20 protein-coding genes and 3 pseudogenes are annotated in these 23,405 nt (G+C 71.9%); 8 read left to right on the top strand and 15 right to left on the bottom strand.

All coding sequences use genetic code 11. The annotated features are described in order from the left end of the window. Positions 1 to 84: 84 nt before the first annotated feature. The 3 genes and pseudogenes from OIE49_RS04855 to OIE49_RS04845 form a co-directional block, all read left to right on the top strand. Positions 85 to 456 carry a hypothetical protein gene (locus tag OIE49_RS04855; protein WP_326801228.1) on the top strand — a complete coding sequence of 124 codons (372 nt, stop codon included), beginning with the start codon at positions 85 to 87 and terminating at the stop codon, positions 454 to 456. A gap of 78 nt (positions 457 to 534) precedes the next feature. Then, positions 535 to 2,550: an NADPH-dependent 2,4-dienoyl-CoA reductase gene (locus tag OIE49_RS04850; protein ID WP_326801227.1), complete on the top strand. Its 2,016-nt coding sequence runs from the start codon at positions 535 to 537 to the stop codon at positions 2,548 to 2,550. A 64-nt stretch (positions 2,551 to 2,614) separates the two neighbouring features. Next, positions 2,615 to 3,157 (top strand): annotated as a pseudogene (locus tag OIE49_RS04845) (PadR family transcriptional regulator); the annotation flags it as partial. Positions 3,158 to 3,372: 215 nt separating this feature from the next. Here the strand turns inward: OIE49_RS04845 and OIE49_RS04840 are convergent. Together OIE49_RS04840 and OIE49_RS04835 are read right to left on the bottom strand one after the other, a co-directional pair. Then, positions 3,373 to 4,065 (bottom strand): hypothetical protein, encoded by a 693-nt coding sequence (locus OIE49_RS04840; protein ID WP_326801226.1) that lies wholly within the window; start codon positions 4,063 to 4,065, stop codon positions 3,373 to 3,375. Positions 4,066 to 4,270: 205 nt separating this feature from the next. Next, entirely contained in the window at positions 4,271 to 5,242 is a 972-nt protein-coding gene (locus tag OIE49_RS04835) for a fibronectin type III domain-containing protein (RefSeq protein ID WP_326801225.1), read from the bottom strand. A gap of 435 nt (positions 5,243 to 5,677) precedes the next feature. Between OIE49_RS04835 and OIE49_RS04830 the strand changes: the two genes are divergently transcribed. Further along, positions 5,678 to 6,463, top strand: coding sequence for a glycoside hydrolase family 75 protein (locus tag OIE49_RS04830; RefSeq protein ID WP_326801224.1), 786 nt, complete (start codon positions 5,678 to 5,680; stop codon positions 6,461 to 6,463). A 134-nt stretch (positions 6,464 to 6,597) separates the two neighbouring features. Here the strand turns inward: OIE49_RS04830 and OIE49_RS04825 are convergent, their stop codons facing one another. From OIE49_RS04825 to OIE49_RS04810, 4 genes are all read right to left on the bottom strand, one after another. Further along, positions 6,598 to 7,008 (bottom strand): PTS-dependent dihydroxyacetone kinase phosphotransferase subunit DhaM, encoded by a 411-nt coding sequence (locus tag OIE49_RS04825; RefSeq protein ID WP_326801223.1) that lies wholly within the window; start codon positions 7,006 to 7,008, stop codon positions 6,598 to 6,600. Between the two features lies 1 nt (position 7,009). Further along, positions 7,010 to 7,615 (bottom strand): dihydroxyacetone kinase subunit DhaL, encoded by a 606-nt coding sequence (gene dhaL, locus OIE49_RS04820; protein WP_326801222.1) that lies wholly within the window; start codon positions 7,613 to 7,615, stop codon positions 7,010 to 7,012. 44 nt (positions 7,616 to 7,659) lie between these two features. After that, complete coding sequence (gene dhaK, locus OIE49_RS04815) at positions 7,660 to 8,652, bottom strand: dihydroxyacetone kinase subunit DhaK (protein ID WP_326801221.1); 993 nt, start codon at positions 8,650 to 8,652, stop codon at positions 7,660 to 7,662. A gap of 546 nt (positions 8,653 to 9,198) precedes the next feature. Continuing rightward, positions 9,199 to 11,331: a cellulose binding domain-containing protein gene (locus OIE49_RS04810; protein WP_326801220.1), complete on the bottom strand. Its 2,133-nt coding sequence runs from the start codon at positions 11,329 to 11,331 to the stop codon at positions 9,199 to 9,201. Positions 11,332 to 11,728: 397 nt separating this feature from the next. On the opposite strand from OIE49_RS04810, the gene OIE49_RS04805 reads away from it, so the two are divergent. Further along, complete coding sequence (locus tag OIE49_RS04805) at positions 11,729 to 11,878, top strand: hypothetical protein (protein ID WP_326801219.1); 150 nt, start codon at positions 11,729 to 11,731, stop codon at positions 11,876 to 11,878. A 320-nt stretch (positions 11,879 to 12,198) separates the two neighbouring features. Further along, positions 12,199 to 12,672 (top strand): carboxymuconolactone decarboxylase family protein, encoded by a 474-nt coding sequence (locus OIE49_RS04795; protein ID WP_100572579.1) that lies wholly within the window; start codon positions 12,199 to 12,201, stop codon positions 12,670 to 12,672. Between the two features lie 246 nt (positions 12,673 to 12,918). On the opposite strand, the pseudogene OIE49_RS04790 reads toward OIE49_RS04795, so the two are convergent. Further along, positions 12,919 to 12,984: pseudogene (locus OIE49_RS04790) on the bottom strand (transposase family protein); the annotation flags it as partial. Here OIE49_RS04790 and OIE49_RS04785 point away from each other — a divergent pair. Continuing rightward, positions 12,958 to 13,278, top strand: coding sequence for a hypothetical protein (locus tag OIE49_RS04785; protein WP_326801218.1), 321 nt, complete (start codon positions 12,958 to 12,960; stop codon positions 13,276 to 13,278). The pseudogene OIE49_RS04790 and the gene OIE49_RS04785 overlap by 27 nt on opposite strands. Here OIE49_RS04785 and OIE49_RS04780 read toward each other — a convergent pair. The 8 genes and pseudogenes from OIE49_RS04780 to OIE49_RS37045 all read right to left on the bottom strand — a co-directional run. Further along, a pseudogene (locus OIE49_RS04780) lies at positions 13,268 to 13,486 on the bottom strand (transposase family protein); the annotation flags it as partial. The gene OIE49_RS04785 and the pseudogene OIE49_RS04780 overlap by 11 nt on opposite strands. Before the next feature lie 282 nt (positions 13,487 to 13,768). Next, positions 13,769 to 14,533: an NUDIX domain-containing protein gene (locus OIE49_RS04775; protein ID WP_326801217.1), complete on the bottom strand. Its 765-nt coding sequence runs from the start codon at positions 14,531 to 14,533 to the stop codon at positions 13,769 to 13,771. A 2-nt stretch (positions 14,534 to 14,535) separates the two neighbouring features. Then, positions 14,536 to 15,561 (bottom strand): phosphotransferase enzyme family protein, encoded by a 1,026-nt coding sequence (locus OIE49_RS04770; protein ID WP_326801216.1) that lies wholly within the window; start codon positions 15,559 to 15,561, stop codon positions 14,536 to 14,538. Beyond that, positions 15,558 to 17,042, bottom strand: coding sequence for an NUDIX domain-containing protein (locus OIE49_RS04765; protein ID WP_326801215.1), 1,485 nt, complete (start codon positions 17,040 to 17,042; stop codon positions 15,558 to 15,560). Before OIE49_RS04765 ends, OIE49_RS04770 begins: the two co-directional genes overlap by 4 nt. Before the next feature lie 58 nt (positions 17,043 to 17,100). After that, complete coding sequence (locus OIE49_RS04760) at positions 17,101 to 18,180, bottom strand: NUDIX hydrolase (protein WP_326801214.1); 1,080 nt, start codon at positions 18,178 to 18,180, stop codon at positions 17,101 to 17,103. Continuing rightward, entirely contained in the window at positions 18,092 to 18,832 is a 741-nt protein-coding gene (locus OIE49_RS04755; protein ID WP_326801213.1) for a hypothetical protein, read from the bottom strand. The genes OIE49_RS04760 and OIE49_RS04755 overlap by 89 nt, the downstream gene beginning before the upstream one ends. A gap of 234 nt (positions 18,833 to 19,066) precedes the next feature. After that, positions 19,067 to 19,726: a hypothetical protein gene (locus tag OIE49_RS04750; RefSeq protein WP_326801212.1), complete on the bottom strand. Its 660-nt coding sequence runs from the start codon at positions 19,724 to 19,726 to the stop codon at positions 19,067 to 19,069. Between the two features lie 40 nt (positions 19,727 to 19,766). After that, positions 19,767 to 19,934 carry a transposase gene (locus OIE49_RS37045; RefSeq protein ID WP_401789751.1) on the bottom strand — a complete coding sequence of 56 codons (168 nt, stop codon included), beginning with the start codon at positions 19,932 to 19,934 and terminating at the stop codon, positions 19,767 to 19,769. 406 nt (positions 19,935 to 20,340) lie between these two features. Here OIE49_RS37045 and OIE49_RS04745 point away from each other — a divergent pair, with 406 nt between their 5' ends. Then, complete coding sequence (locus OIE49_RS04745; protein ID WP_326801211.1) at positions 20,341 to 23,220, top strand: SpoIIE family protein phosphatase; 2,880 nt, start codon at positions 20,341 to 20,343, stop codon at positions 23,218 to 23,220. Positions 23,221 to 23,405: the final 185 nt, after the last annotated feature.

Raw genomic sequence — 23,405 nt, 5'->3', positions numbered from 1 at the left:
ACGGTGCTTTGCTGGATTGTGCGAGTGGAGCGCCGCGCGAAGGGAACTTTGTGCGGTACCCAGGCCACGAGAGGAGTGATCGCGATGGCGAGCGAGTCGGAGCACCCCGAATCCGTCTCGGTGGAGCTGAGCGGATGCACCAAGGAAGACGCCCGGACCGTGTTCGACGTCCTGTGTGCCTGCTTCTCCTCCGACCGGTGCGCGGACGACGTGCCCCGGGACTACCACGAGGTGCGCCCGACCGTGTGGCTCGGCACGTTCGACGTGGCCGAGGAGCATGGGGCGGACTGCGGGCCCACCCGGCTCGACGCGTCCGTCACGGCCGACGTGCAGGGCGGCTACTGGGCGATCGACCGTTTCCGCACCACCCTGGGCTCCCTGTTCACCGTCGAGGACCAGAGCATGGCCTCCGGTGACCAGGAGCGCGAACTCCACGTCCGTCTGGAGAGCCGCTGACGGCGGGCACCGAGAGGACCCCGGGCCGTTTATGCAACTAGTTGCATAAACGGCCCGGGGTCCTCTACAACTACAGACATGGGCCGTTACCCGCATCTGCTGCGCCCGCTCGACCTGGGCTTCACCACGCTGCCCAACCGCGTCCTCATGGGCTCGATGCACGTCGGCCTCGAGGAGGCCGACCGAGGCTTCGAGCGGATGGCGGAGTTCTACGCGGCCCGCGCCCGCGGCGGAGTGGGGCTCATCGTCACCGGCGGCATCGCCCCGAACGAGGAGGGGCGGCCCTACGAGGGCGGCGCCAAGCTCACCACCGAGCAGGAGGCCGAGCGGCACGCGACCGTCACCGCCGCCGTGCATCGCGAGGGCGGCAGGATCGCCCTCCAGATCCTGCACTTCGGCCGCTACGCCTACCATCGCGACTTGGTCGCGCCCAGCCCCCTCAAGGCCCCCATCAGCCGGTTCGTGCCCCGCGAACTCACCGACGCCGACATCGAGCGGACCATCGACGACTACACGCGCACCGCCCTCCTCGCCCGCCTGGCCGGCTACGACGGCGTCGAGATCATGGGCTCCGAGGGCTACCTGGTCAACGAGTTCGTCGCCGCGCGGACCAACCACCGCACCGACCGCTGGGGCGGCTCCTACGAGAACCGGACGCGCTTCCCGGTCGAGATCGTGCGCCGGGTGCGCGAGGCCGTCGGCGAGGACTTCATCATCATCTACCGGCTGTCGATGCTGGACCTGGTGCCCGACGGCTCGACCCTGGACGAGGTCGTCGCCCTCGCCAAGGCGGTCGAGACGGCCGGGGCGACCCTCATCAACACCGGCATCGGCTGGCACGAGGCCCGCATCCCCACCATCGCCACCTCCGTACCGCGCGGCGCCTACGCGTTCGCCACCAAGAGGCTGATGGGCCGGGTCTCCGTCCCCCTCGTCACCACCAACCGCATCAACACGCCCGAGGTCGCCGAGCAGTTGCTTGCCGACGGGTACGCCGACATGGTGTCCGTGGCCCGCCCGATGCTCGCCGACCCGGACTTCGTCGCCAAGGCCGCCGCCGGCCGCCCCGAGGCCATCAACACCTGCATCGGCTGCAACCAGGCCTGCCTCGACCACACCTTCAGCGGGCAGATCACCTCCTGCCTGGTCAACCCGCGCGCCTGCCACGAGACCGAACTGGTCCTGTCCCCGACCCGGCGGCGCAAGCGGGTCGCGGTCGTCGGCGCCGGACCGGCCGGGCTCGCCTGCGCGGTCTCGGCCGCCGAACGCGGCCACCAGGTCACCCTGTTCGACGCGGCGGACGAGATCGGCGGACAGCTCAACGTGGCCCGCAAGGTCCCCGGCAAGCAGGAGTTCGGCGAGACGCTGCGCTACTTCCGCCACCAACTCGCCGCGCACGGCGTGGACGTACGGCTGAACACGCGGGTGAGCGCCGGCGACCTCGCGGACTACGACGAGACCGTCGTCGCCACCGGCGTCACTCCGCGCACCCCCGACATCCCCGGCGTCGGCCACCCGAGCGTCCTCGGCTACCTCGACGTACTGCGCGACGGCGCGGCTGTCGGCGAGAAGGTGGCGATCCTCGGCGCCGGCGGCATCGGCTTCGACGTGGCCGAGTACCTCACCGACGGCGGTGACGGGGCGAGCGAGGACCCGGCGGCGTACTTCCGGCTCTGGGGAGTCGACATGGACCAGCGCGAGCCCGGCGGACTCACCGCGCCGCGGCGGCCCGCGCCGCCGCGCACGGTGCACCTGCTCCAGCGCAGCACCACCAAGGTCGGCGCCGCACTGGGCACCACGACCGGCTGGATCCACCGCACCGAACTCAGGCACCGCGGGGTCACCATGGTGCCCGGCGTGCGCTACGACCGGATCGACGACCAGGGCCTGCACATCACCGTCGGCGGCGCGAGCACGGTCCTGGAGGTCGACACGATCGTGCTGTGCACCGGACAAGAGCCCCGGCGCGACCTGTACGAGGAACTGGTCGCCGCCGGGCGCCGCCCGCGTCTGATCGGCGGCGCGGACGAGGCCGCCGAACTCGACGCCAAGCGTGCCGTCAAACAGGGCACGGAACTGGCGGCGGCCCTGTAGGAGACCACCGGCGGCGCTCTCGCGGGGCCGGGCGTGTGGGCGGCCCGTCCCTAGGATGATCCCCATGTCACTTCCGCACGCGATCCTCACCGCGCTGCTCGAAAAGCCGTCGTCGGGGCTCGAGCTGACGCGCCGCTTCGACAAGTCCATCGGCTACTTCTGGTCGGCGACGCATCAGCAGATCTATCGCGAGCTGGGACGACTGGAGGCCGCCGGCCTGATCCGCGGCCTGCCGGCGAAGGAACCGGCCCGCGGGCAGAAGAAGGACTACGAGGTGCTGCCCGCGGGCCGCGCGGAACTGGCCCGCTGGACCGCCACCTCCCAGGATCCGAAGCCGTACCGCGACGCCCTGCTGCTGCGGCTGCGTGCCGCGGCCGTGGTGGGCACCGCGGGCCTCCGGGCCGACCTGGAGCGCCATCTGGAGTTGCATGAGCGGCAGTTGGCGGAGTACCGGGAGATCGAGGAGCGTGACTTCCCGCCCGGCAAGGACAGTCCGGAGGACCGGCTGCGGCATCTGGTCCTGCGGGGCGGTGTCGACCTGGAGACCTTCTGGACGCAGTGGCTGCGCCATGCGCTGGAGGAGTTCACCGAACTGCCCGGCGAACAGACGGAACGGTCCGGTCAGGACTCGGAATCGCCGGGCGGGGGCGTGGAATTGCCCGGTGGGGACCCGGGATCGCCCGGCGGCGTAACGGAATCGCCCGGCGGCGAAGCCGAATGGCCCGGCCGGGGCCCGGAATGAGGTCGGTCGGGCCCGGCGGGGTGGTCGGTACGGGTGTGACTCGGAGGGGCGGCCGGTAGTGGTGCGGCTGCGGCAGGCCGTCAGTACCGGTGGGCCTTCGAACGGCGCCGCAGCACCCACCCGGTGGCGACCATCGCCGCCCCGACCAGGGTCCCGCCGGTCGCGAGCGTGACGGTGCCGTAGTCCTTGACGCCCCCGCCCAGGCCGCCCAGCACACCGCGAGTCGGCACCACCGTGGGCACGGCGTTCGGCGCGTACGTGCGCACGCCGTTCGGCGCGAAGGTGGGTGCGACGTTCGGCGCGGCCGGTTGCCGGTACGTAGGTGCGGCCGGCTGCCGGTACGTGGGCGCGGCCGGTTGCCGGTACGTGGGCGCGGCCGGTTGCCGGTACGTGGGCGCAGCCGTCGCGGTGGCGCGGCCGCCGGTGACGGCGACGGACTGAGTGCCCGCCGAGATGTTGTTCGCGCAGACGACGGCCACGGTGTAGGTGCCCGGGCTCACGCTCTGCCAGGCGGCGGACTGGCCACCGGCCGTCCCGGTGAGCGCCACCTGGCGTCCTTGGGTGAAGCTCGTCTGGCCGGCGGAGAGCAGCGAGGCCGTGCCCCAACTGCCGTTGACCTGGCTGCAGACGCTGGTCGTCACGGTCACGGTCGAGCCGTTGGCGGTCACGGATATCCCGGCGGCGTGGGCGGCGCCGGTGGAGAGACCGAGTGAGAGTGCGGTAGCCGTCACGGCGACGGCTATGGAGCGGGAGGGTGGCTGAGTGTGGCGCATGGGTCTGTCCTCCGGCGGCACGGTCGGCGGACCATCCCATGTGCCGCCGGAGATAGGGGAATCGCCCGTGCTGCCTCGGAGCCAGCCAACGTCTCCCGGCCGCCCCCCGCATGCGGGGCGCGGCCGTACGGGTGGGCACCGCCCGAGCGGCCGACACCCGGTCGGGTGCCCGGGGCATCCCTGCAGTTGTCGCGCGGCCGGGAGTTCACGGTTTCCCGGTCGTCACCGACCGTTCGGGTGAGAAGCCGCCCCAGGTGCCGTCCGGGAGCATCGCCCGGATCCGCACCCGGTGGCCGACCCCGGCCTCGCGCCCCAGGTAGAAGCTGTACGAGGCCTTCTCGCGGGGCGCCGTGCCGCCCCAGACGAGGGAGGTGGCCGGCTGCCCGTCCAACTGGATCTGGTACTGCGTCACCACACCGTCGGTGTGCGGCGGGACCCAGCTCAGGTCGAGGTAGTGCGCCCCGTCCGCCTGGTGGGTCGCGGCGCGGAAGGACGACGGTGCGGTGGCCCGCCCGCCGTCGGAGCCCGGCGCGGTGGTGAGCCGGACGGCGGCACTGGCGGAGGACAGGTTGTCGGCCGCGTCACGGGCCCGCACGGTGAACACGTAGGACGTGCCCGGCCGCAGGCCGGTGACCACGGTGGCGGTCTGGCTGCCGCCGACGCTGTGGATCTTCGTACCGCCCTGGTGGACGTCGTACGACACCACGCCCCGGTCGTCCGTCGAGCGCGACCAGGACAGTTGGACGGCCCGGCTGCCCACCGCCCGGCCGCGCACGTCGAGCGGGCGGCTGGGAGCCGAGTGGTCGGCCGCGACGGCGGCCGGTGTCCTCGCCCGCACCGGCCGGCTGCGCGGACCGAGCCGGCCGTCGGTGCCACGCGCCCGGACGGTGAAGACGTACGTGGTCGACGGGCTGAGCCGGGTGACGTCCACCATGCGCTCACGGGCCGGTACGGCCGTCACCTTCGTGGCGTCGCGGTACACCTCGTACCCGGCGATGTCCGAGGCTGCGGGCAGCGCGTTCCACATCACGTGCACGCTGGTCGCGCTTCCCGCGGCGGCGGTGACGCCGGTCGGCGCACCGGGCAGCCGGCCGCCCTCCCCGTCGTCCGCGGCGTTCCGGCCGCAGGAGGCGAGCAGCACCAGCGCACCGCACAGTGCCACGACACGCCCGGGCACGCGGAGACGGCGGGAAGCGGGGGCGGGAACGCATCGCACGGGTCTGCCTCCCAGGAGTGGCGGCGTGGGCGGCCCCGCACACCGTGCGGGGCAATGGTCCGGACCAATATGACGGGTTGGCCGGAGCGCATCAAGGGGGCCGGGGTTGGTGGGAGTCCCGGGGCGTTACGTATGCTGAGGCTCCTTCCGGGCTGAACTCCCCGTCACCACAGGGGAGTTCACGCCGTGGCGCGGGCAGCTGTCGTCGCTGCCTCCCGCGTCGTCACGGGCGGTCCGGGGGCCGGGCCGGTAGGGATCCGGGCCCCCGGCCGCCCGATGGGCGGTGCGGGCCATGCGTCGCCCGTTCCCCTAACGTGGGCCACGCGACCGATTGCTCCGCGATTCATCCCCTGTGGGGTGAATGCCCGTCATGTCCCGAGGAGAGGGGTCCTCACTGTGCGTGCCCAGCCGCTGGCGCTCGTCGCGGCGAGTACCGCCCTGCTCGCCCTCACGACTCTGCCGACGCCCACCGTGCCGTACGCGTACCGCACCCGCGGGGAGCCCGCGGCGCACGGCGACGACGGTGTCCAGGCCGCCGACCTGCTGGCCAGGGTGCGTGACTGCACGCCGGTCTCCCGCGGCCACTACCGCCTCGGCGCCGGGCAGCCCGCCACCGTCCCGGTGTGCGGACTGCCCGGCGCCGTCTTCTGGAAGGCCGACATGGACATCGACTGCGACGGACGGCCCACCGCGCGCTGCAACCGCCGTACCGACCCGCAGTTCTCCCCGACCGCCGCCTACGAGCAGTCCGACGGCCGCCGCCTGGACGCCGCACGGCTGCCGTACGTGGTCCTGCCCGCCCCCAGCCGAATCTGGGACCACCGCGCCCACGGCGTGGGCGGGGGATCGGTCGCGGCCGTCGTCTACCGGGACCGTGTGCAGTACGCGGTCGTCGGCGACATCGGGCCGCGCGAGGTGATCGGCGAGGCCTCCTACGCCACCGCCCGGCGCCTGGGCATCCCCGCCGACCCCCACGGCGGCGGTGTCCGCTCCGGCGTGACCTACATCGTCTTCCAGGACTCCCGGATCGGCGCCATCGAGGACCACGCGGCCGCCGTCGCCACCGGCGAACGGCTGGCACGCCGACTGGTGAACAGCGGCACGGCGACGCCGTCGGCGGAGGCCCCGGGGCGTCGGCCGCCTGTGGCGGACGGCGGGGAGGGCGACCCCGCGGACGAGTGACCTGCGCCGCCCGCCCGTGGTGAACGGCGGGAGGGCGACGGGGCAGGCGGACGAACCGCGCCGCCCGCCTGTGGTGAACGGCGGGAAGGCGACGCCGCGGTAGGACGAACCGCGCCGTCCGCCCCCGCCTCCCCTCACACCTTCCGGTAGCCGTACGCCTCCGAGGCCGCCGCCTCCACGGCGTCCAGGTCGGCTCCCGCCGCCGCCGTGACCACCGCGGCGACCGCGCCCTCGACGAACGGGGCGTCCAGCAGCCGTGTGTTCTCGGGCAGTTCGTCACCCTCGGCGAGCAGCGCCTTCACGGTGAGCACCGCGCTGCCGAGGTCGGTGAGCAGGGCCACCCCGGCGCCCTGGTCCACGGCCGCGGCGGCCGCGGCGACCAGTTCGGCACTGGTGCCCAGCCCGCCGTCCTCCCGGCCCCCGGCGGCGGCCACGGGCACGCCCGCCGCGCCGCCCGCCAGTCCCTTCGCCAGTTCGAGAACCGACGACGCCACCTCGGCGCTGTGCGACACCAGTACGATCCCGACCGCCTTCTCGCCGCTCATGTCACGCCACCTCCGCGGCGGATTCGGCAAGTGCGGCGATCAGCAGGGCGGACGAGGTGGCCCCCGGGTCCTGGTGACCGATGCTGCGCTCGCCCAGATAGCTCGCCCGGCCCTTGCGGGCCAGCAGGGGGGTGGTCGCCTTGGCGCCCGCCTCGGCGGCGGCCCGGGCAGCCGAGAAGCCGTCACCGAGTGCGTCCACCGCGGGGACCAGCGCGTCGATCATGGTCTTGTCGCCCGGTGCGGCCCCGCCCAGCGTCATGACCCCGTCCACCCCGGCCCGCAGCGCATCGGCGAGGTGCTTCTCGCTCACCTCGGCGGCGTCCCCGAGTGCCTTGCCGGTGCGTCGCAGCAGCGTCCCGTACAGCGGCCCCGACGCGCCGCCGACCGTCGAGATCAGCTGCCGCCCGGCGAGCACCAGGACCGCGCCGGGTGTCTGCGGGTCCTCCTTCTCCAGCGCGGCCCGTACGGCCGTGAACCCGCGCTGAAGATTGCTGCCGTGGTCGGCGTCCCCGATGGGGGAGTCGAGGGCGGTGAGCCATTCCGCCTCGCGGGCCACGGACACGGCGGTCGCCGTCATCCAGCGGCGGAAAAAGTCGGCGTCGAGCACTGGATCTCCCTTGCGTGGTAGGTACGGTCGATGCGCTCGCCGGCTCACCTGCCCCAGCGCAGGCCCGGTGTGCTCACCGGCGCGTCCCACAGCCGCAGCAGTTCCTCGTCGATCTGGCACAGGGTGACCGAGGCGCCCGCCATGTCCAGGGAGGTGACGTAGTTGCCCACCAGCGTGCGGGCGACGGGCACGCCTCGCTCGGCGAGCACCCGGTGCACCTCCGCGTTGAAGCCGTACAGCTCCAGCAGCGGGGTCGCACCCATGCCGTTGACCAGCAGCAGCACGGGGTTGCGCGGGCTCATGTCCTCCAGGATCGCGTGCACCGCGAAGTCGGCGATCTCGCGCGAGGTCATCATCGGCCGCCGCTCCCGGCCCGGCTCGCCGTGGATGCCGATACCGAGCTCCAGCTCACCGGCGGGCAGGTCGAAGGTGGGGCTGCCCTTGGCCGGGGTGGTGCAGGCGCTCAGCGCGACGCCGAAGCTGCGGGAGTTCTCGTTGACCTGCCGGCCGATCGACTCCACCCGCTCGAGCGGCTGCCCCTCGTCGGCCGCGGCGCCCGCGATTTTCTCCACGAACAAGGTCGCGCCGGTACCGCGCCGCCCGGCCGTGTACAGGCTGTCGGTCACCGCCACGTCATCGTTGACCAGCACCTTCGCGATCTGGATGCCCTCGTCCTCGGCGAGTTCGGCGGCCATGTCGAAGTTGAGCACGTCGCCGGTGTAGTTCTTCACGATGAACAGGACGCCCGCCCCGCTGTCCACGGCCGCCGCAGCCCGCAGCATCTGGTCCGGCACCGGCGAGGTGAAGACCTCCCCCGGACAGGCCGCCGAGAGCATCCCGGGCCCGACGAACCCGCCGTGCAGCGGCTCGTGCCCGGACCCGCCGCCCGAGACCAGCGCGACCTTCCCCGCCACGGGCGTGTCCCGCCGCACGACCACCCGGTTCTCCACGTCGACCGTCAGCTCGGGGTGGGCCGCCGCCATGCCACGCAGCGCGTCCGCCACGACGGTCTCGGCGACATTGATGAGCATTTTCATCGATACCTCCCAGTGATCTTAGCGAGTGCGGCTCCGACCTGCGCCTTTGCTGGTCGGGGCACGTGACGGCTGTTGTTGATCTTGACGGTCCGTGACGGTCGAAAGCGGGGCGGTACTGACGCTGACTCTACTGACGGGGCATCAATGAACTCGGACGGGCGGACACGGGTAAGCCGGAGCGTTCCTACCGGCAGTATCGACCTTGCGGCACCGAAGGTCACCTGTGACGGCCGTACAGGCGAACGGGAAACGGGCGCCCACAGGCTTACCGGCCGTTCCGCTTGCTCGGCCTGCACCTGTCAGGGCCGGGGCGGGCAGAGGCTGGTCGAGTGGTGGATCCGGGTGCAGCGGAAGGGGTTTTGTGCTGGATGGCGTCCGAGCCGTGGTCTCCTTCCCGCCGGCGGCGGACGCTGACCTGCGAGGTGTCGGCTGAGGTCACCTACGCCACTGCTTCGGCTGCGCTTGGGCCGGCCTGGGCCACGATGGGGGTCGGCCGGCCCGCCCGGGAGCAGGTCACCCTGTCACTGGTCCCGGGCGGGCCGGGCGTCAGCCGCTGGAGCAGACGGTGCCGTTGAGGCGGAAGACCGTCGGTTCCGGGTTGGGCCCGTCATTGGCGCCGACGAAGCCGAACGAGGCCGTCGACCCACCGTTCGGAGCCAGCGGCCCGGCATCCTCGGGAGCGGTCACCCGTACGTGCCGGCCGGTCTGGTGGAACGTGGCGTTCCAGCCGGAGGTCACCGACTGACGGTCGGTCGGCCAGTCCCAGTCCACGGTCCAGCCGGTGATCGGGGTGTCCGAGAGGTTCTGGACGGTGACCGTGGCCACGAATCCGTTGCCCCAGCCCGTGTCGCGGTGGTAGGTCACCACGCAGGTGGCGTCCGGCGGGGTGCCGGTGGTGAAGGTCAGTGGAGTGGACGGGGCGGAGAGCCGTCCCGAGGCGTCGGCCGCCAGCACGTTGACTGTGTGGGTGGTGCCCGGGGGCAGGTTCCGCAGGGTCACGGACGTGCCGGTGGTCTCGCCGACCAGCCAGGTGTGGGCGCCGTCGCGTTCCTGGACCAGGTAGCGGGCGGAGCCCCGCGCACTCTCCCAGGACAGGCGCGCGGTGGTGTCGGTCACCGCCTCCAGTCGCGGGGTCCCCGGGGCCTCGGCATCAGAGGCACCGGGCCCGGTGCCGGCTTGTGGGGTGAGGGTGACGGTGAGCATCCCGTGCGGCGGCACGGTGACCCGGGAGGCGGACGACCCGCCGTCGGTGACGTGGGTGATGTCGCTGTCGCCGCGCGCGTAGCGGCGGACCTCGGGGGTGGCGGCGGACGGGGTGAAGCCCGTGTACTCAAGGCCCACGGTCCGGGCGGCGTCCGGGTTCTTGTTGATGAGCAGGACGCTCAGACGTCCGTCGCGACGGTGCACGGCGTGTGCGGAGACGTCCTGTGCGGAGGACGCGGTGGCGACCAGGGTGTCGCCCGCGGTGCCCAGTTCGCCGGTCATCTTCATGCCGTAGTACGGGTGGAACGGTGTGTTCGTTGCCGGTTCGCAGACGTCACCGGTGCAGGAACCGCTGGACAGCATTCCCATGTCGCCGTAATCGGTCTCGCCGTCGACGGTGGTGATCTGGTCCGGGCCGTTGTGGGTGTTCCACCAGTCGACGGTGAAGACGCCGTTCTCCAGAGCCGTCATGAACGCGTCGGCGGCGAAAAGGCCGTTGGGTCGGGCGGTGAGCCTGGCGCCGCCGGTGTTGGTGTTGATTTCGGTGAGGGCGATGCCGAGGCGCGGTGAGCCGGCGCCCGCGTACCGGTCGATCTGGCTGCGTACCTCCCGCAGTTCGCCGGGCAGGCTGGTCAGCCTGGTCATGGCATCCTCGGCGGTGGTGTCGGAGCCGCCCGCGTACCAGTGGACGCTCACGAAGTCGATGACGTCGGTGACTTCGGAGAGCACGGTGTGGTTCCAGTCGCCCGGATCGCCTTCGCCGACGACGCCGTCCGGCCATTGGCCCGGGGTGGTGAGGACCGCGCCGATCTTGATGGTCGGGTCGACGGCCTTCATGGCCTTGGCGTAGGCGCGGACCTGACGGGCGTACTCCCGGGGGCTCTTGTCCTCGTGCTCGTCGTGCTCCCAGCCGTTGCCGTAGTGGCCGTTGCCGTAGATCTCGTTGCCGATCTCCCAGTACTGCGCGTCGTAGTCCTTGGTGACGTTCGCGTACCGGACCCAGCCGGCCGCCTCCTCGGGTGTGCCGGAACCGTAGTTGGCGATCAGTATCGGCTGGGCGCCGGTGGCGCGGACGGTACCCATGAAGGAGTCGAAGTCGGTGCCGGGGGCGACGTATCCGCCGGGTGCCGTGTGTGTCTTCCAGTGGTAGATGTCCGCGTATGAACCGCCGGGATAGCGCATCGCCCCGACATCGGCCGCCTTCATCAGGCCGGCGACCTCGGGATCGTTCATGTGCGAGTCCCAGATCGCGGCATTGACGCCGCGTGCCGTGTTGGGCATGTGGCCCAGCGACGCCTGCGTGTTGACCCGGACGCCGACGTCCGCGGCGGGCGCCTCCTGCGCGACGGCGGACGCGACGGCGGCGGCGCTCGGCGGGGACAGCAGGGCGAGCGCGGCGGCCAGGACGGCGGTGGTGCGTGCGAGGCGGCGGGGGCCGGTACCGGCCAGCCGGCCGGATCTCTGCGGTAAGGGCATGTGGGTCCTCCCTCGGGGTCCGACGGCACGGGCGGGGCAGCGGGTGCCGGACCGTGCGGCCGGACGGGTGGAGTGCCGGCGCGTCGGCCGGACGTTCCGCGCCGGTGGCACGGGGGACGGTGCGTGGTTGCGTTGTGTTCGTACGCAGGCGGGGCGGCGGTCGAAATCCGCGCATGGGAGCGCTCCCATGATGGGATTGGTGTGGCGTTCTGTCAATGGACGGGACAGGCGCTGGAGGATGGAACAGGGGAGGTTGGCTCCCCAACGGCGAGGCGGGAGGCGGTCGGAGCCCGGGCGCAGTGCGGTCACGAGGCAGGGGTGTTGCAGGGCGCACCTGACGTGGGTCGCCGGCCCCTATCTCTGCCCCGCACAACCCCTGGCCTCGCTGATCGCCCAGGTGGCCATCGAGCAGATCCTCGACGGCCTGCCCGAGATGGCGTTGACCCTTCCCGCCGAGCAACTGACCTACCGTCCCGGCGCATTTCACCGGTCGTTGACCGGCCTACCCGTCCAGTTCCCGCCGACGCCGCCCCTCGCGCTGACCTGAAGGAGCTGTCATGGACTCCGCCGCCGTGTCCCTGGTTCTCGACCGCACGGGTCGGGCTCGACCCGCGGAAGAAGCCATCCTCCACATCCATGGGCGTGGTGCCGACGCTGCTGGCCGAGGAGTGCACCGGCGAGTGCAGTTCGGCCGGGAACACGCAACCGCCCCGGATGGCGGCGGCGCCGTTCGGGAGCGGGCGGCAGCAGCGGAGCAACCCGCTCCCACAAGTCGTCAGGAACAAGATCAGCACGCACTCCGGACACCCTGCGCGGGCCGTCTCGTCTCGGGGGGTGAAGACACCGACGAGCACGGAGGAGCACACGATGGACGCGCGACTCAACTACTTCGCCAGCCCGACCGCCGGCAAGGCCCTCAAGTACTTCATGTCGGCAGGCCGGGAGCTCAAGGAATCACCGCTGTCGGCCACCACGCAGGAACTCGTGGCATTGCGGGTGAGCCAGATCAACGGCTGCGCCGTCTGCCTCGACATGCACACCAAGGAGGCTGCCGCCGCGGGCGAGACCTCGGTGCGGCTGAACCTGGTCTCGGCGTGGCGGGAGGCCACGGTCTTCACCGAGGCCGAGCGTGCCGCGCTGGAGCTGGCGGAGCAGGGGACCCGGGTTGCGGACGCGGCCGACGGCGTCAGCGACGAGGTGTGGGCACGGGCCGCCGAGCACTACGACGAGGAGCAGCTCACCGCGCTGGTAATCCTGATCTCGTTCATGAACACGGTGAACCGGCTGAACGTCATCACCCGGCAGCCGGCCGGGGACTACGAGGTCGGGCAGTTCCACTGAACCGCCGCCGGCCCCGGCCCCGGCCCCGGCCCCGGCGGCGGTCGTGGGTTGGGGCGCGCGGTCACGGTGCGCGAGCGTTGCCCACCCCGCCCCACGAATCAGATGATCTGCCCGTCTTCCCGCTGGCACCGAGGTAGTCGACGACCTCGACGAGGGTCCGCAGCCGCACACCGGGGCCGACAGTGCTCCCCTTTCGGCGAGCAGGGGGCGCACCTCGCCGATGGCGCGGGTGATGGTGGAGCGGTCCACGCCGAACCAGCAGGCCAACACATCGTGCGTGGTCCCGTGACGGAGATAGACGAGCGTGGCCAGGAGCCGGTCGACGAAGACCAGCTGGTGTTTCGCGCCGGCGCCCACGGCCCGCTTCCGGGGCCGGGACACGAGCCTTGCCTGGCGCTGTTCGTGCCACAACAGTCCTACCTCGGCGAGGAGTTCAGCGATCACATCGGCCGACAGGCCCGTGATCCTCCGGTCGCTGATGATTGCTGCACGAGACGAGTTCCCCACCACACGACCATGATCGACGATCAGGAGCTCGACGCCTCACCGCCAACCGTGCACGAGTTCGTAGAGGTTGTCCCGTATGGGGTGCGGGTTATCCGGTGAGGGCCAGGTTGTGGAGTCGGGCGATGCCGAGCATGGCCTGGTGAACGCCGTTGCCCTTGAGCCGGCAGTCCCGCAGGATCTTCCAGTTCTTCAGCCGCGACAGGGCGTGTTCCACGCGAGCTCGCGCCCGGCGGTGGATGGCGTTCTCCGCTTCCTGTCGGGGGCTGAGGTGCGTCTGACCTCGTCGTTTGCGGTGCGGGATGAGCAGGGGTCGGGGACAGCTCGATGCCGGTGACGCGGGCCCCGTGAGCCTGGACGAGATGGACGGCGTGGTGGCCTGCGCCGGACCCGATGTCCAGGACCCACCGGCCGGCGACGCCACCGAGGACTTCTGCTCCCGGTCCGACCCTTTCCCAGGACGTCCAGGAGAGCTGGTCGGGGATGGGGGGCGTGTAGGCGCGGGCCAGTTGGCGCTGGCCGTAGATCTGCCAGGCCCGGGTGTTGGTGTCCTCAGCGGGCACGGTTGCCTCCTGGGTGGGGGTGTTAGGGATCAGGTGTGCGTGATCAGGTAGGCGGGGCCTTCGCCGCGCCGGGCTCGTTCGATGGCGTCGAGGCGGGCGAAAGCGCGAGGCGCCATCAGCTCCTGCCAGTTGGCGAGGTCGTGGACGGCCCACATGTCGTGCTCGGCGGGATCGAGGCGGATCCGGTCGAGTTGGGCGGCGGTCAGCCGGCCTCCGTCGAAGATGAGCCCCACCTTGTTCAGCGGCAGGCGCGGCCCGGCGTGCAGGAAGTGCGTCAGGAGCAGCTTCGGCGTGTCCAGACCGAGTTCGAGGCCGGTCTCCTCGACCCCCTCGCGCTGGGCGGTCTGCAGCGGGTCCTCGCCTGGGGTGTCGAGGTTGCCGCCCGGGAACTGCCAGAGTCTCGAGCCGTAGACCGAGCGGAGCTGGATCGGCCGGTCGTGCTCGTCGCGGATGTAGAGGCAGCCGTACACCGTGTGGTGGGGGACGGTCTGCGCGTACTGCGCGGGCGTCATCGGCATCGGGCGGCCGGGCCGGGCAGGGCGGTGGTCGAACGCGAGGGCGAGAACGCCGAGCGCTTCCTTGGCCGGCGGGTAGATGCTGCGGAGGTTGGCGAGCAGCTCGCCGGGCGGCCCGTCCGGGTCGATGCGCGTGGCGTCCTCCGAGCTGAGCAGATCCTCGAAGGAGGGGTACGGGGTGATCCGCTGCACGATGACGTCGAGTTCCCGCCCGGTGTCCCGGTCGTGGAAGACGACCGTGTCGCCGACTGCGACGGCGCGCTTCTGCGAGGTGGCCACCCTCACTTCGATCGTCTTGCGGCCTGCTTCCACTTGGCGGTAGTACCGCCCGAGCAGGTGCATGTGGTGCTCTTGCCGTTCGTCTCCGGTCGCCGGACTCGGGACGGCTGGGATCGCCTGCTGGGTGTCGTCAGGCACGCGTGCCTCCGTTCGTTGCGGCCTTGGGAGCGCAGGCGCGCCAGGGTGCGGTGGCCGCGTTCTTGTGTTTCCACGTCGGCGTGGGTGGCGCCGTACTGGATGCCGGAAAGGGCGTCGAGCGTGGAGTCGACGACGAAGCGTTCTTCTTCGGCGGGGGTGAGTTGGCGGCCGTAGCCGGACATGAAGGCGTCGTGGAGGCGCGGCTGGGTGGCCCACGCGTCCGCGAGGCGGACCAGGTCGCGGATGGCCGGGCCGGGCTCGCTGCGTTCGAAGTCGATCACGGCGAGGCTGCCGTCGTCGTCCAGCAGCAGATTGCGCAGCTGGAAGTCCCCGTGTGTCGGCACGCGGTCCAGGGGCGGAACGGCTTCCGCACGCGCCACGATCTGGCGGATGAATACCTCGTCTCCCGGGCGCAAGTAGGGGCGGGCTGCTTCCAGGTGCCGCTCGACCTTCGCGAGCGCCGGCATTCCTTCCTCCGCAGAGAGCGGTGCCGCGCTGCCGTGGATGGCTGCGGCCAGGGCGCCGATCTGACGGAAGAGGAGCCGTTGCTGCTCGGGCGGATGGTCGATGCCGTCCAAGGGCCGGCCGGGCACCGTGGTGATGACGACGGCGAGCAACGCGCTGTCGGAGGTCACGAGCGTGGGAGCGGATGTTCCGAGGCCGGGGACCCAGCTGCGGTACGCGTCCACCTCGCGGTGGTGGAAGCGCGTGTTCTGGTGGATCTTGACGTACCAAACCCCTTCTTGTGCTCCGTCGGCCCGCCATACCCGGCTGCTGTCGCGGTCCCAGGAGGCGTCCGTCCAGGTGGCGATGCGCCCCACCGCCTGCTCGGCGAGCTGCCGCACTTCCTCGGGCGGGAGGTCCGGGTACGTGGACGCGGCCGTGCTCATGCCCAGCCCGTTTCGGAGTAGAGGCGGCCGGCGCGGATGCCCTCGATGGCCACCCGGGTGTAGGGGACGAGGTCGTCGGGGAGTGCGGCCGGGTCCCAGAACGTCCACTGGGTGCACTTGTCCGGCTCGCGCAGTTCCGGCTCGCCGCTCCAGGTCCGGGCGCGGAAGAACAGGCCCATGCGGGGCCGGTCCCCGGCCTTGTCGATGTGGTGGACGACGTGGACGAGTTCGACGTCCTGGCGCTCGATGTGCAGGCCGGCCTCCTCCCGTGCCTCCCTGATCAGGCAGGTGACGGCGTTCTCCCGCTCGCAGTGGCCGGCCAGGACGTGCCAGGTAGAGGGCGCGAACGCGGAGTCGGGGTGGCGCAGCCCGAGGAGCACCGTCCCGTCGGGCCGCTCCAGGTAGAGGTGGACGCCGATGACGTTGAGGACCGTGCCGTGCGGGGAGGCCGGGCGGCGCTCCTCGTGCGAGGAGAGCCCGCTCTGCGGCGCAGTGCTGGCCGGGAGGCTGTTGGCGTGGCGCCGTACGAGGTTGCTCGTGGTGTCTGCGATACGAAGACGGCGGAGGTCGTCGGGGGCGAACCAGGCCAGCATCACCCCTTCCGTCAGGCGGAGTTCGCGGGGATCGCCGTTCCAGCGGCCGGCGTAGATGGCGATGGGCACGGTCGCGCCGGCGTCGTCGGAGGCGTACTCGGTGCCGATCGGGGTCAGGTCGGCGAGGTCGAGGCCGGCTTCCTCGGCCAGTTCGCGCCGCACGGTGTCGTCCAGGGTGACGTCCTGGGGCTCTCGCCCGCCGCCCAGCAGGGACCACATGCCCGGCTCCCAGATCTCGCCGGGGAAGTAGTCGCGCAGGTGGAGCAGGTACTCGCCGTGGTCGTTGTAGATCAGGGCGGAGGCGTTGGCCGTCCCCGGTTCGGCCTCCGGGGTGAGCTTGAGCAGCTTCTCGCGCAGGGAGGGGGAGGTCACCCTGTCCACGGGCCGCCACTCGATGCCGCCGACCTCTTCTTCCTGCAGCACCACCGGCGCCTCGGTCGCGGAGTGCAGGCGAAAGAGGAACCGGAGGTCGAAGTGGACGTGGCCGGGTTCGCCTTTGCCCGGGTGGGCGTCGATGTCGTGAATATCGATGTCGAATGGCACGGCCTCATAGCCGGGCCACGGCGTGACGGCCTCGGGCGGGATCCCGGTCTCCTCGTGCAGCTCTCGCAGCGCTGCTGCTGCCAGGGAGTCGTCGGCGGTCTCGGCGTGTCCGCCGGGGGCGAGGACCTTCCCGCTCGCCAGGTGCAGCACGTGTAGGACGCGGCCGAGCTGGTCGACGACGATCGCGCCGCAGGTGACGTGTCCGGTGAAAGTGGAGCGGCTGGCGATGTCATCGCCCGTCCGGTCGAGGGCTTCCAGGAGGCCGCCGAGCTGCTCGCGCTCGTGAGGGTGGCGAGCGAGGTAAGTATCGACGGTGGTGCGGATATGGTCGTGCGACAACGGCATGGGGCTACCTCAGAGGGGCGTGGAGCGGGACGAGTCGAGGCGGGGCGGGTCGTTCGGGTCAGGTCAGCCGCATCCCCTCCGCCGGGATCTCCTCGATGGCGGCGGCGCGAGCGGTGGGCAGGCCCCACCGCTCGCGTGCTGTCTCCGCCGCGAGCTGGGCTTGCCGCGCTCCGGGCGGGCCCCAGCCCAGCAGGACGGCTGCCTGGGCGGGGGTGGCGAGCAGGCGGGCGAAGGGGTGGCCGGTGGCGGGGTCGACAGCCGCCGGCCCGATGGCGGTAACCCGGGCGGCCAGGCGGAGCCGGGCGTTGGGCCCCACGCCGCCGTAGACCTCGCCGGTCTCGTCCAGCACCCAGCCCAGTCGCACCGGATCGGCCAGGGTGAGCTGGGCTTCCTCGGCGGCTTCGCGGTGCAGAGTGTCCTCGGGCATCGCGTCGGTGTCCTCCACGGTGCCGCCGGGCAGCATCGGCAGCGCGCCCCGCGGGCCGGGGTCGGCCACGAGGACGACCCGGCCGTCGGGAACGAAGCACCACGCCCAGGCTTGCTGCACGGGCAGATGCCCGGGGACGGGGCCGCGGTGGAGAGGGCGGTCCCACAGGGGCCGGTAGCGGACGTGGACTGGGGCGCCGTCGTAGCGGTAGGTGACGTCGCGGACCTCGAAACGTTCCGGGGCCGCGGTCACGGGCGCGGTGCCGCGGGAGTCGGTCATGGCCTGGCCGTGGGCGTTGTCGAGGAAGTACTGCCAGTCCTGCACGTACCAGCCGGTGCGCACCAGGCGGGCCCCGCCGTTGATGATGCCGCGCACCGAGCCGGTGGCGGTCTGGAGGGCGAAGACGGCGCCGCCGCCGGCCGCCAGGCTGATCCGCCCGGAGGCCAGGAGCCACAGCAGCGCCGCCCACACCGCGGTCGAGGCGATCCCGCCGGCCACTGCTCCGGCCAACCCCATCCAGGCACCAGTGTTCGCGGCCTTGCGTTCGGCCGCGTTGACCGAGGCGGCCAGCCGCCGGTACCGGCCGATGAGGAAGGGGCCGGCCAGGCAGGCGCGCATCTCCTCACTGGACTCCTGATAGGCCATGTGCCGGCGCAGCTTGCCCAGCATCCGGCGCCGCCCGGAGGTCTCCAGCCCGGCGAGGTAGATCACGCGTGCGGAACGGACGTAGGCGGCGGCTTGCGGCAGGCACGCGAGGAAGAGCAGGGGAAGGAGCAGGGGGTGCAGGACGGTCAGGACGGTGGCGCCGGCCGCGAGCGTGGCGGTCGCCGCGAGGACGTCCTTTGTAGCCGGGCTTGTTGTTGGCGGCCAGTTCCGCGCCGAGCGCGGCCTCGGTCATCGTCAGCTCCGCTGCCCGGCCGAGCACCGGGCGCAGACGGCCGGTCAGCCAGACGACGGTGATGCCCAGCAGGGCGCGCAGCCCGGTGGCGACGGCGATCACGGCCAGCTGCGGGGCGGCGTCCCACAGCCGTTCGGTGATGTCGCCCGAGGAGATCAGCGCGGTGATCGTGCCCGCGACCGCCAGGAGGCCCAGGGCCGCGAGGACGCCGGTTGCGATCTGGCACACCAGCAGTCCGATGGTCGCGCCGCGGTCCACGCGCCAGGCCATCTGCACCGAGCGCCGCACGAGCGAGGGCAGGCGCCGCGCCATGGTGCGGGAGGTCAGCAGGGAGCCGGCCTGGAGCCTCGACTCGTCGCGGTAGAGGTATTCCTCCTCTCGAACACCGGCCTCCTGCGGTTCGTCGTCCGGCGCGGTCCCCTTGGGCGGTTGCGGCGGCTGGCCCTGTGTAATGGCCGAGGTCATCGTTCCCCCTAGGACGGTCGCTGCGGCAGAGTCGTGAGGTCTAACGACACGGCTGCGATATCGAACACACGTCATTCGGTCGTGCTGGGGAGCCTGCTATTTCCTGCGTCAGCGGACCCCGCGGGCGCGGGATCCCTGGTCTGGCTTGGAGCGGCTGCGGGCAGGAAATGGCCGAAACGCCGACACCGCCAAACCGCGTGGGCACTACGGCGCGGCATCCCGGGTCATCCCCTCCTAGCCGGGATCCAGATCGGCCTGCAGGTGCCTTTCCAGCTCTGTCTCCGCGTGGCCGACCGCGCCCATCAGAGCTTCATGGTGGTGGGCGGACAGGACGTCGGATCCCAGTCCGGCCGTGGCGATCACCGCGTGGAGCGCGTCTGTCGCCCAGTCGTCCAGGGCGGACGCGGCGACGGGGTGGAGCAGTGCGTCTCGTGCGGCGTAGGCGTCGAGTCGGGCGACGCTGACGAGGGAGTCGAGTACGCGGGCGGCATGGCGTCCGGTGCGGTCCGGTTCCAGGGCTGGCAGGCCCGTCCGGGTCTGGAAGGCGGCGGTCGGCGGATCGGGGTGGGCAAGGAGCTGGACAGCTTCATCAAGGGTGCGGTCGAGGTCGGCTTCGGGGACGGGAGCGTCTGCGGGCCGGCAGTGGGTGTGCAGAAGGAGGGCGATGGCTCTCTCCCAGGGCTCCGTGGGCTGGGTGGTGTCGATCAGGTCGCGGGCCTGCTGGTCCAGGCCCTGCTCCATGAGGGCCATGATCTTGATCTGGCGGCCGTCGAGGAGCCGGTTCCCGATGCCGCAGTGCTGGGTCATGGCGTCGGCGGCCTCGGTCCACCGCCCGATCTGGGCGAGGGCGCGGGCGCTGTCCACGAGCAGGGTGACGTACAGCTCCTGGCACACCGTGCGGTGGTCCTCGTCCGTGCCGGTCAGGGCCGAGAATTTAGGCAGGGTGGAGGTGTCCGCAGGCTCGGCGGGTGGTGACGCAGCGTGTGCGTAGGCGCTGGTTGGCGGGATTGCGGAAGCCGTGGGCGGCGCGGCGGAGCTTGATTACGCGGTTGATGCCTTCACTCTTGGCGTTGCTGTGGCCGGTGGCGATGAACGCGGCGATCTCGGATCACCAGCGGTCCACCGTGGTGGCCAGTTGGCGGACTTCGGGGATCTCGGAGTCGGCGCACCAGGTCAGGAACTTCCACCGCAGGTGGCCGATGCGGTGGAGGTTCGCGCCGGTGCGGCGCAGGCAAGCAGGTCCCGCAGCCCTCTTCGCCCATCACGCTCTTCGCCCATCACGCGGACATCGTGCTGACCGAGCGCGCCGTCGGGGCCGTCGAGGAGGTCGCCGGCAGGGCACTGGAGGTCCTTGTGGGCCTTCCCAGCGGCGTGAGCGGCCGGGCCCCACACGTCGTGTGTTGTGGTTCGTGTCGCAGGGGGCCTACGGTGAAATTGCGTGGAGAAGATCCCGGACCGGTCGAGCAGCGGCGCGGCCGGGGGAGTGTTCATGCGGGGAAGTGATCCCAGTGCCCATCGCGTGGGATGACATCGGCGGGCTTGTCGATGCCCATGAACGTTTCCTGTCCGGTGCGCTGGTCGAAGCGGACGTGCGTGGCCCGGTGCTCGACTCCTGGAAGCGGTGCCGGTTCGCGGGCTTCGAGGTGGACCTGAGGGTGTTCCCCTACGCGTCCGATCTGGGGCTGGACGATCGGTTCCTCAGCGCTGCCGAGCCGGTGCTGGGGGATCTGTCCGCGTCGCTCGACGATATGGGCGTGACGGTCGTTCTCTGCGACGAGCAGGGCCACATGGTCCAGCGGCGCGGGGGCGGCCGGAAGCTTCTCCAGTGCCTCGACAAGGTGCGGTTCGCCCCCGGATGCGATGCCTCCGAAGTGGCCTCGGGCACCAACGGGGTGGGCACCGCGCTGGCGGGACGTCGGCCGTTCTATGTCGTGGGCCGCGAGCACTTCGCCGACTTCCTGTTGCCGTTCGCTTGCGCGGGAGCGCCCGTTTGCAACCCGCTCAGCGGGCGCATCGAGGCCATCGTCGACCTCACCTGCCTGCGCGAACACGGCGACCCCGCCATGCTGCGACTGGCCCGCGAAGCCGTTCACGGCATCGAGGCACGGCTGCTGGAGCAGGCCACGGAACGGGAACGGGTCATGCTCGCCGCCTACCGACGGACACGCCACGGCGCGCCCGGATGGTCCTGGCCCGAGCGCGGGTCGTTGGGCCAGGAGACCGGAGATGAGAGAGCGGAACTCGGCCGGATCGACCTGGCCCTGTTGCGGGACAAGGCTGAGGCGCTCATTGCCTCCCAGCAGCGCGCCCTGGACGAGGTGGTCCTCTCCGGCGGGCGGGTGGCCACGCTACGGCGTCGCCCGGTCACCGGAGCGGCGGGCGAGATCGGCGTGGTCGTCGAGGCCCGCATACTCGGTGGTGGCCCGAGCCCGATCGCCGTCGGACCCGGCGCTTCGGCGGAGCCGTACTGGGCGTCCTCGGCGGCCACCGTCACCGTCCCGCCCGCGAACCCTCCCGTGCCCCCTCCTGCCGCGCCGAAGCCGGACGGAGCACACCCGGCCACCCTGCGCACGTCAGCGACCGCGCCCCCTCCGACACCCGCAGCCGACGAACTGTACACGCGGGTCCGGGCCGGAACGGACGATCACGGCGACGGAGAAGGGGGAAGCTTGCCACTGCTCGTCGGCGAGCCCGGCGTCGCCCGGCTGGCGGTGCAGGCCCGCCGACGTCTGGAACTGCTGCGCGAGGCCGGTCTGCGCATCGGCAGCACGCTGGACGTCGCCCGGACCGCCGAGGAACTGGCGGAGGTGGCCGTCCCCCGGTTCGCCGACTTCACCGCCGTCGACCTGCCCGAGGCCGTGCTGCGCGGCGAGGAGCCCGAGCCGTTCCGCGGGGGCGCCGCGTTGCGCCGGGTGGCGTTGGGGGCCGTGGACGAGGACCCTCCCCTGTACCGTGTCGGCGAAGAGGTACGGTTCGCGCCGTCGACGCCGCAGGCCCGCAGCCTGGACAGCCGGCAGCCCGTGCTCGAACCCGTCCTGACCGAGGCCGGCGGCTGGTTCGCCCAGGACCCGGCGCGGGGTGATCGGATCCTCGTGGCAGGCATCCACTCGCTGATCACGGTGCCGCTGCAGGCCCGCGGCGCGACCCTCGGCGCGGTGAGCTTCTACCGCTCCGGCGAACCGGCCCCCTTCGAGGACGACGACCTGTCCCTGGCCCAGGAACTGGCCGCCCGCGCGGCGATCTGCATCGACAACGCCCGCCGCTACACACGCGAGCACAACACCGCGCTCGCCCTGCAACGCAGCCTGCTGCCCCGGGGCCGGCCCGAGCAGAGCGCCATCGAGGTCGCCTACCGCTACCTGCCCGCGCAGGCCGGAGTGGGCGGCGACTGGTTCGACGTCATCCCGCTGTCGGGTGCCCGGGTGGCGCTGGTGGTGGGTGACGTGGTCGGTCACGGACTGCACGCCGCCGCCACCATGGGCCGGCTGCGCACCGCCGTGCACAACTTCTGCTCCCTGGACCTGCCGGCCGACGACCTCCTCACCCACCTGGACGACCTGGTGAGCCGGCTCGACGGAGGCGAGGGCTGGGCGGTGGAGCCCACGCACCCGGACTCCGGGATCGTCGGCGCCACGTGCCTGCTTGCCGTGTACGACCCGGTGTCGCGGAGTTGCACCTTCACCCACGCCGGGCACCCCCAGCCAGCGGTGGTCGCACCCGACGGCACGGTGGAGTTCGTCGACCTGCCGCCGACGCCGCCGCTCGGGCTCGGCGGCGTGCCGTTCGAGACCGTCGAATTGGAGCTGGCCGAGGGCAGCCAACTGGTGCTGTACACCAACGGCTTGATCGAGGATCGCTCCCGGGACCTCGACGCCGGCCTGGACACGCTGCGCACCGTGCTCGCCTGCGTCGGCCGTGGCCCGGAGGACACCTGCGAGGCGGTCCTCGACGCACTGCTCCCGGCCCGGCCGGGCGACGACGTCGCCATGCTCGTCGCCCGTACCCACGCGCTCGGCACGGAACAGGTCGCCCAGTGGGACCTGCCCAGCGACCCGACGGTTGTCTCCCGCTCCCGCGCGGCGGTCACCGCGCAGCTCGCCGACTGGGAGCTGGACGACCTGGCCTTCACCACCGAACTCGTTGCCAGCGAACTGGTCACCAACGCCATCCGGTATGCCACCGGCCCGATCCGGCTACGGCTGCTCCGCGACCGCGCCCTCGTCTGCGAGGTCTCCGACGGCAGCAGTACCTCACCCCGGCTACGCAGGGCCAGGAGCGAGGACGAGGGCGGGCGCGGGCTCTTCCTCGTCGCTCAGCTCACCGAACGGTGGGGCACCCGCTACACCGCTGACGGAAAGGTCATCTGGGCGGAACAGCCCCTGTCGTGACGGCCGCCAGGACCATGGAGCCGATCGGTGCCGCGCTGCGCTGGTCGTCACTTGTGGATGCTGAGTGGCCTGGGCTTTCAGGCCTACAGGGCCCCTGCGGCGTTCACCGGCCCCTGGAGAGACTGTTCCATCCCTTGACGACGTTCCGCACGACAACCACGGGACGGAATTTGCAGCGCTACGTG

It is taken from the genome of Streptomyces sp. NBC_01788, assembly GCF_035917575.1.
Taxonomy (GTDB): domain Bacteria; phylum Actinomycetota; class Actinomycetes; order Streptomycetales; family Streptomycetaceae; genus Streptomyces.
Note: the sequence above shows the minus strand (reverse complement) of the source record. Positions and strands in the feature narration are given on the sequence as shown.

What these genes read in the sequence shown, in the direction of transcription:
- OIE49_RS04850 (WP_326801227.1), top strand. Translation starts at nt 535, where the DNA reads ATGGGCCGTTACCCGCATCTGCTGCGCCCGCTCGACCTGGGCTTCACC.
- OIE49_RS04825 (WP_326801223.1), bottom strand. Translation starts at nt 7,008, where the DNA reads ATGAGCGGCGAGAAGGCGGTCGGGATCGTACTGGTGTCGCACAGCGCC.
- OIE49_RS04855 (WP_326801228.1), top strand. Translation starts at nt 85, where the DNA reads ATGGCGAGCGAGTCGGAGCACCCCGAATCCGTCTCGGTGGAGCTGAGC.
- OIE49_RS04755 (WP_326801213.1), bottom strand. Translation starts at nt 18,832, where the DNA reads ATGACCTCGGCCATTACACAGGGCCAGCCGCCGCAACCGCCCAAGGGG.
- OIE49_RS04770 (WP_326801216.1), bottom strand. Translation starts at nt 15,561, where the DNA reads ATGAGCACGGCCGCGTCCACGTACCCGGACCTCCCGCCCGAGGAAGTG.
- OIE49_RS04795 (WP_100572579.1), top strand. Translation starts at nt 12,199, where the DNA reads ATGGACGCGCGACTCAACTACTTCGCCAGCCCGACCGCCGGCAAGGCC.
- OIE49_RS04810 (WP_326801220.1), bottom strand. Translation starts at nt 11,331, where the DNA reads ATGCCCTTACCGCAGAGATCCGGCCGGCTGGCCGGTACCGGCCCCCGC.
- OIE49_RS04840 (WP_326801226.1), bottom strand. Translation starts at nt 4,065, where the DNA reads ATGCGCCACACTCAGCCACCCTCCCGCTCCATAGCCGTCGCCGTGACG.
- OIE49_RS04765 (WP_326801215.1), bottom strand. Translation starts at nt 17,042, where the DNA reads ATGCCGTTGTCGCACGACCATATCCGCACCACCGTCGATACTTACCTC.
- dhaK (WP_326801221.1), bottom strand. Translation starts at nt 8,652, where the DNA reads ATGAAAATGCTCATCAATGTCGCCGAGACCGTCGTGGCGGACGCGCTG.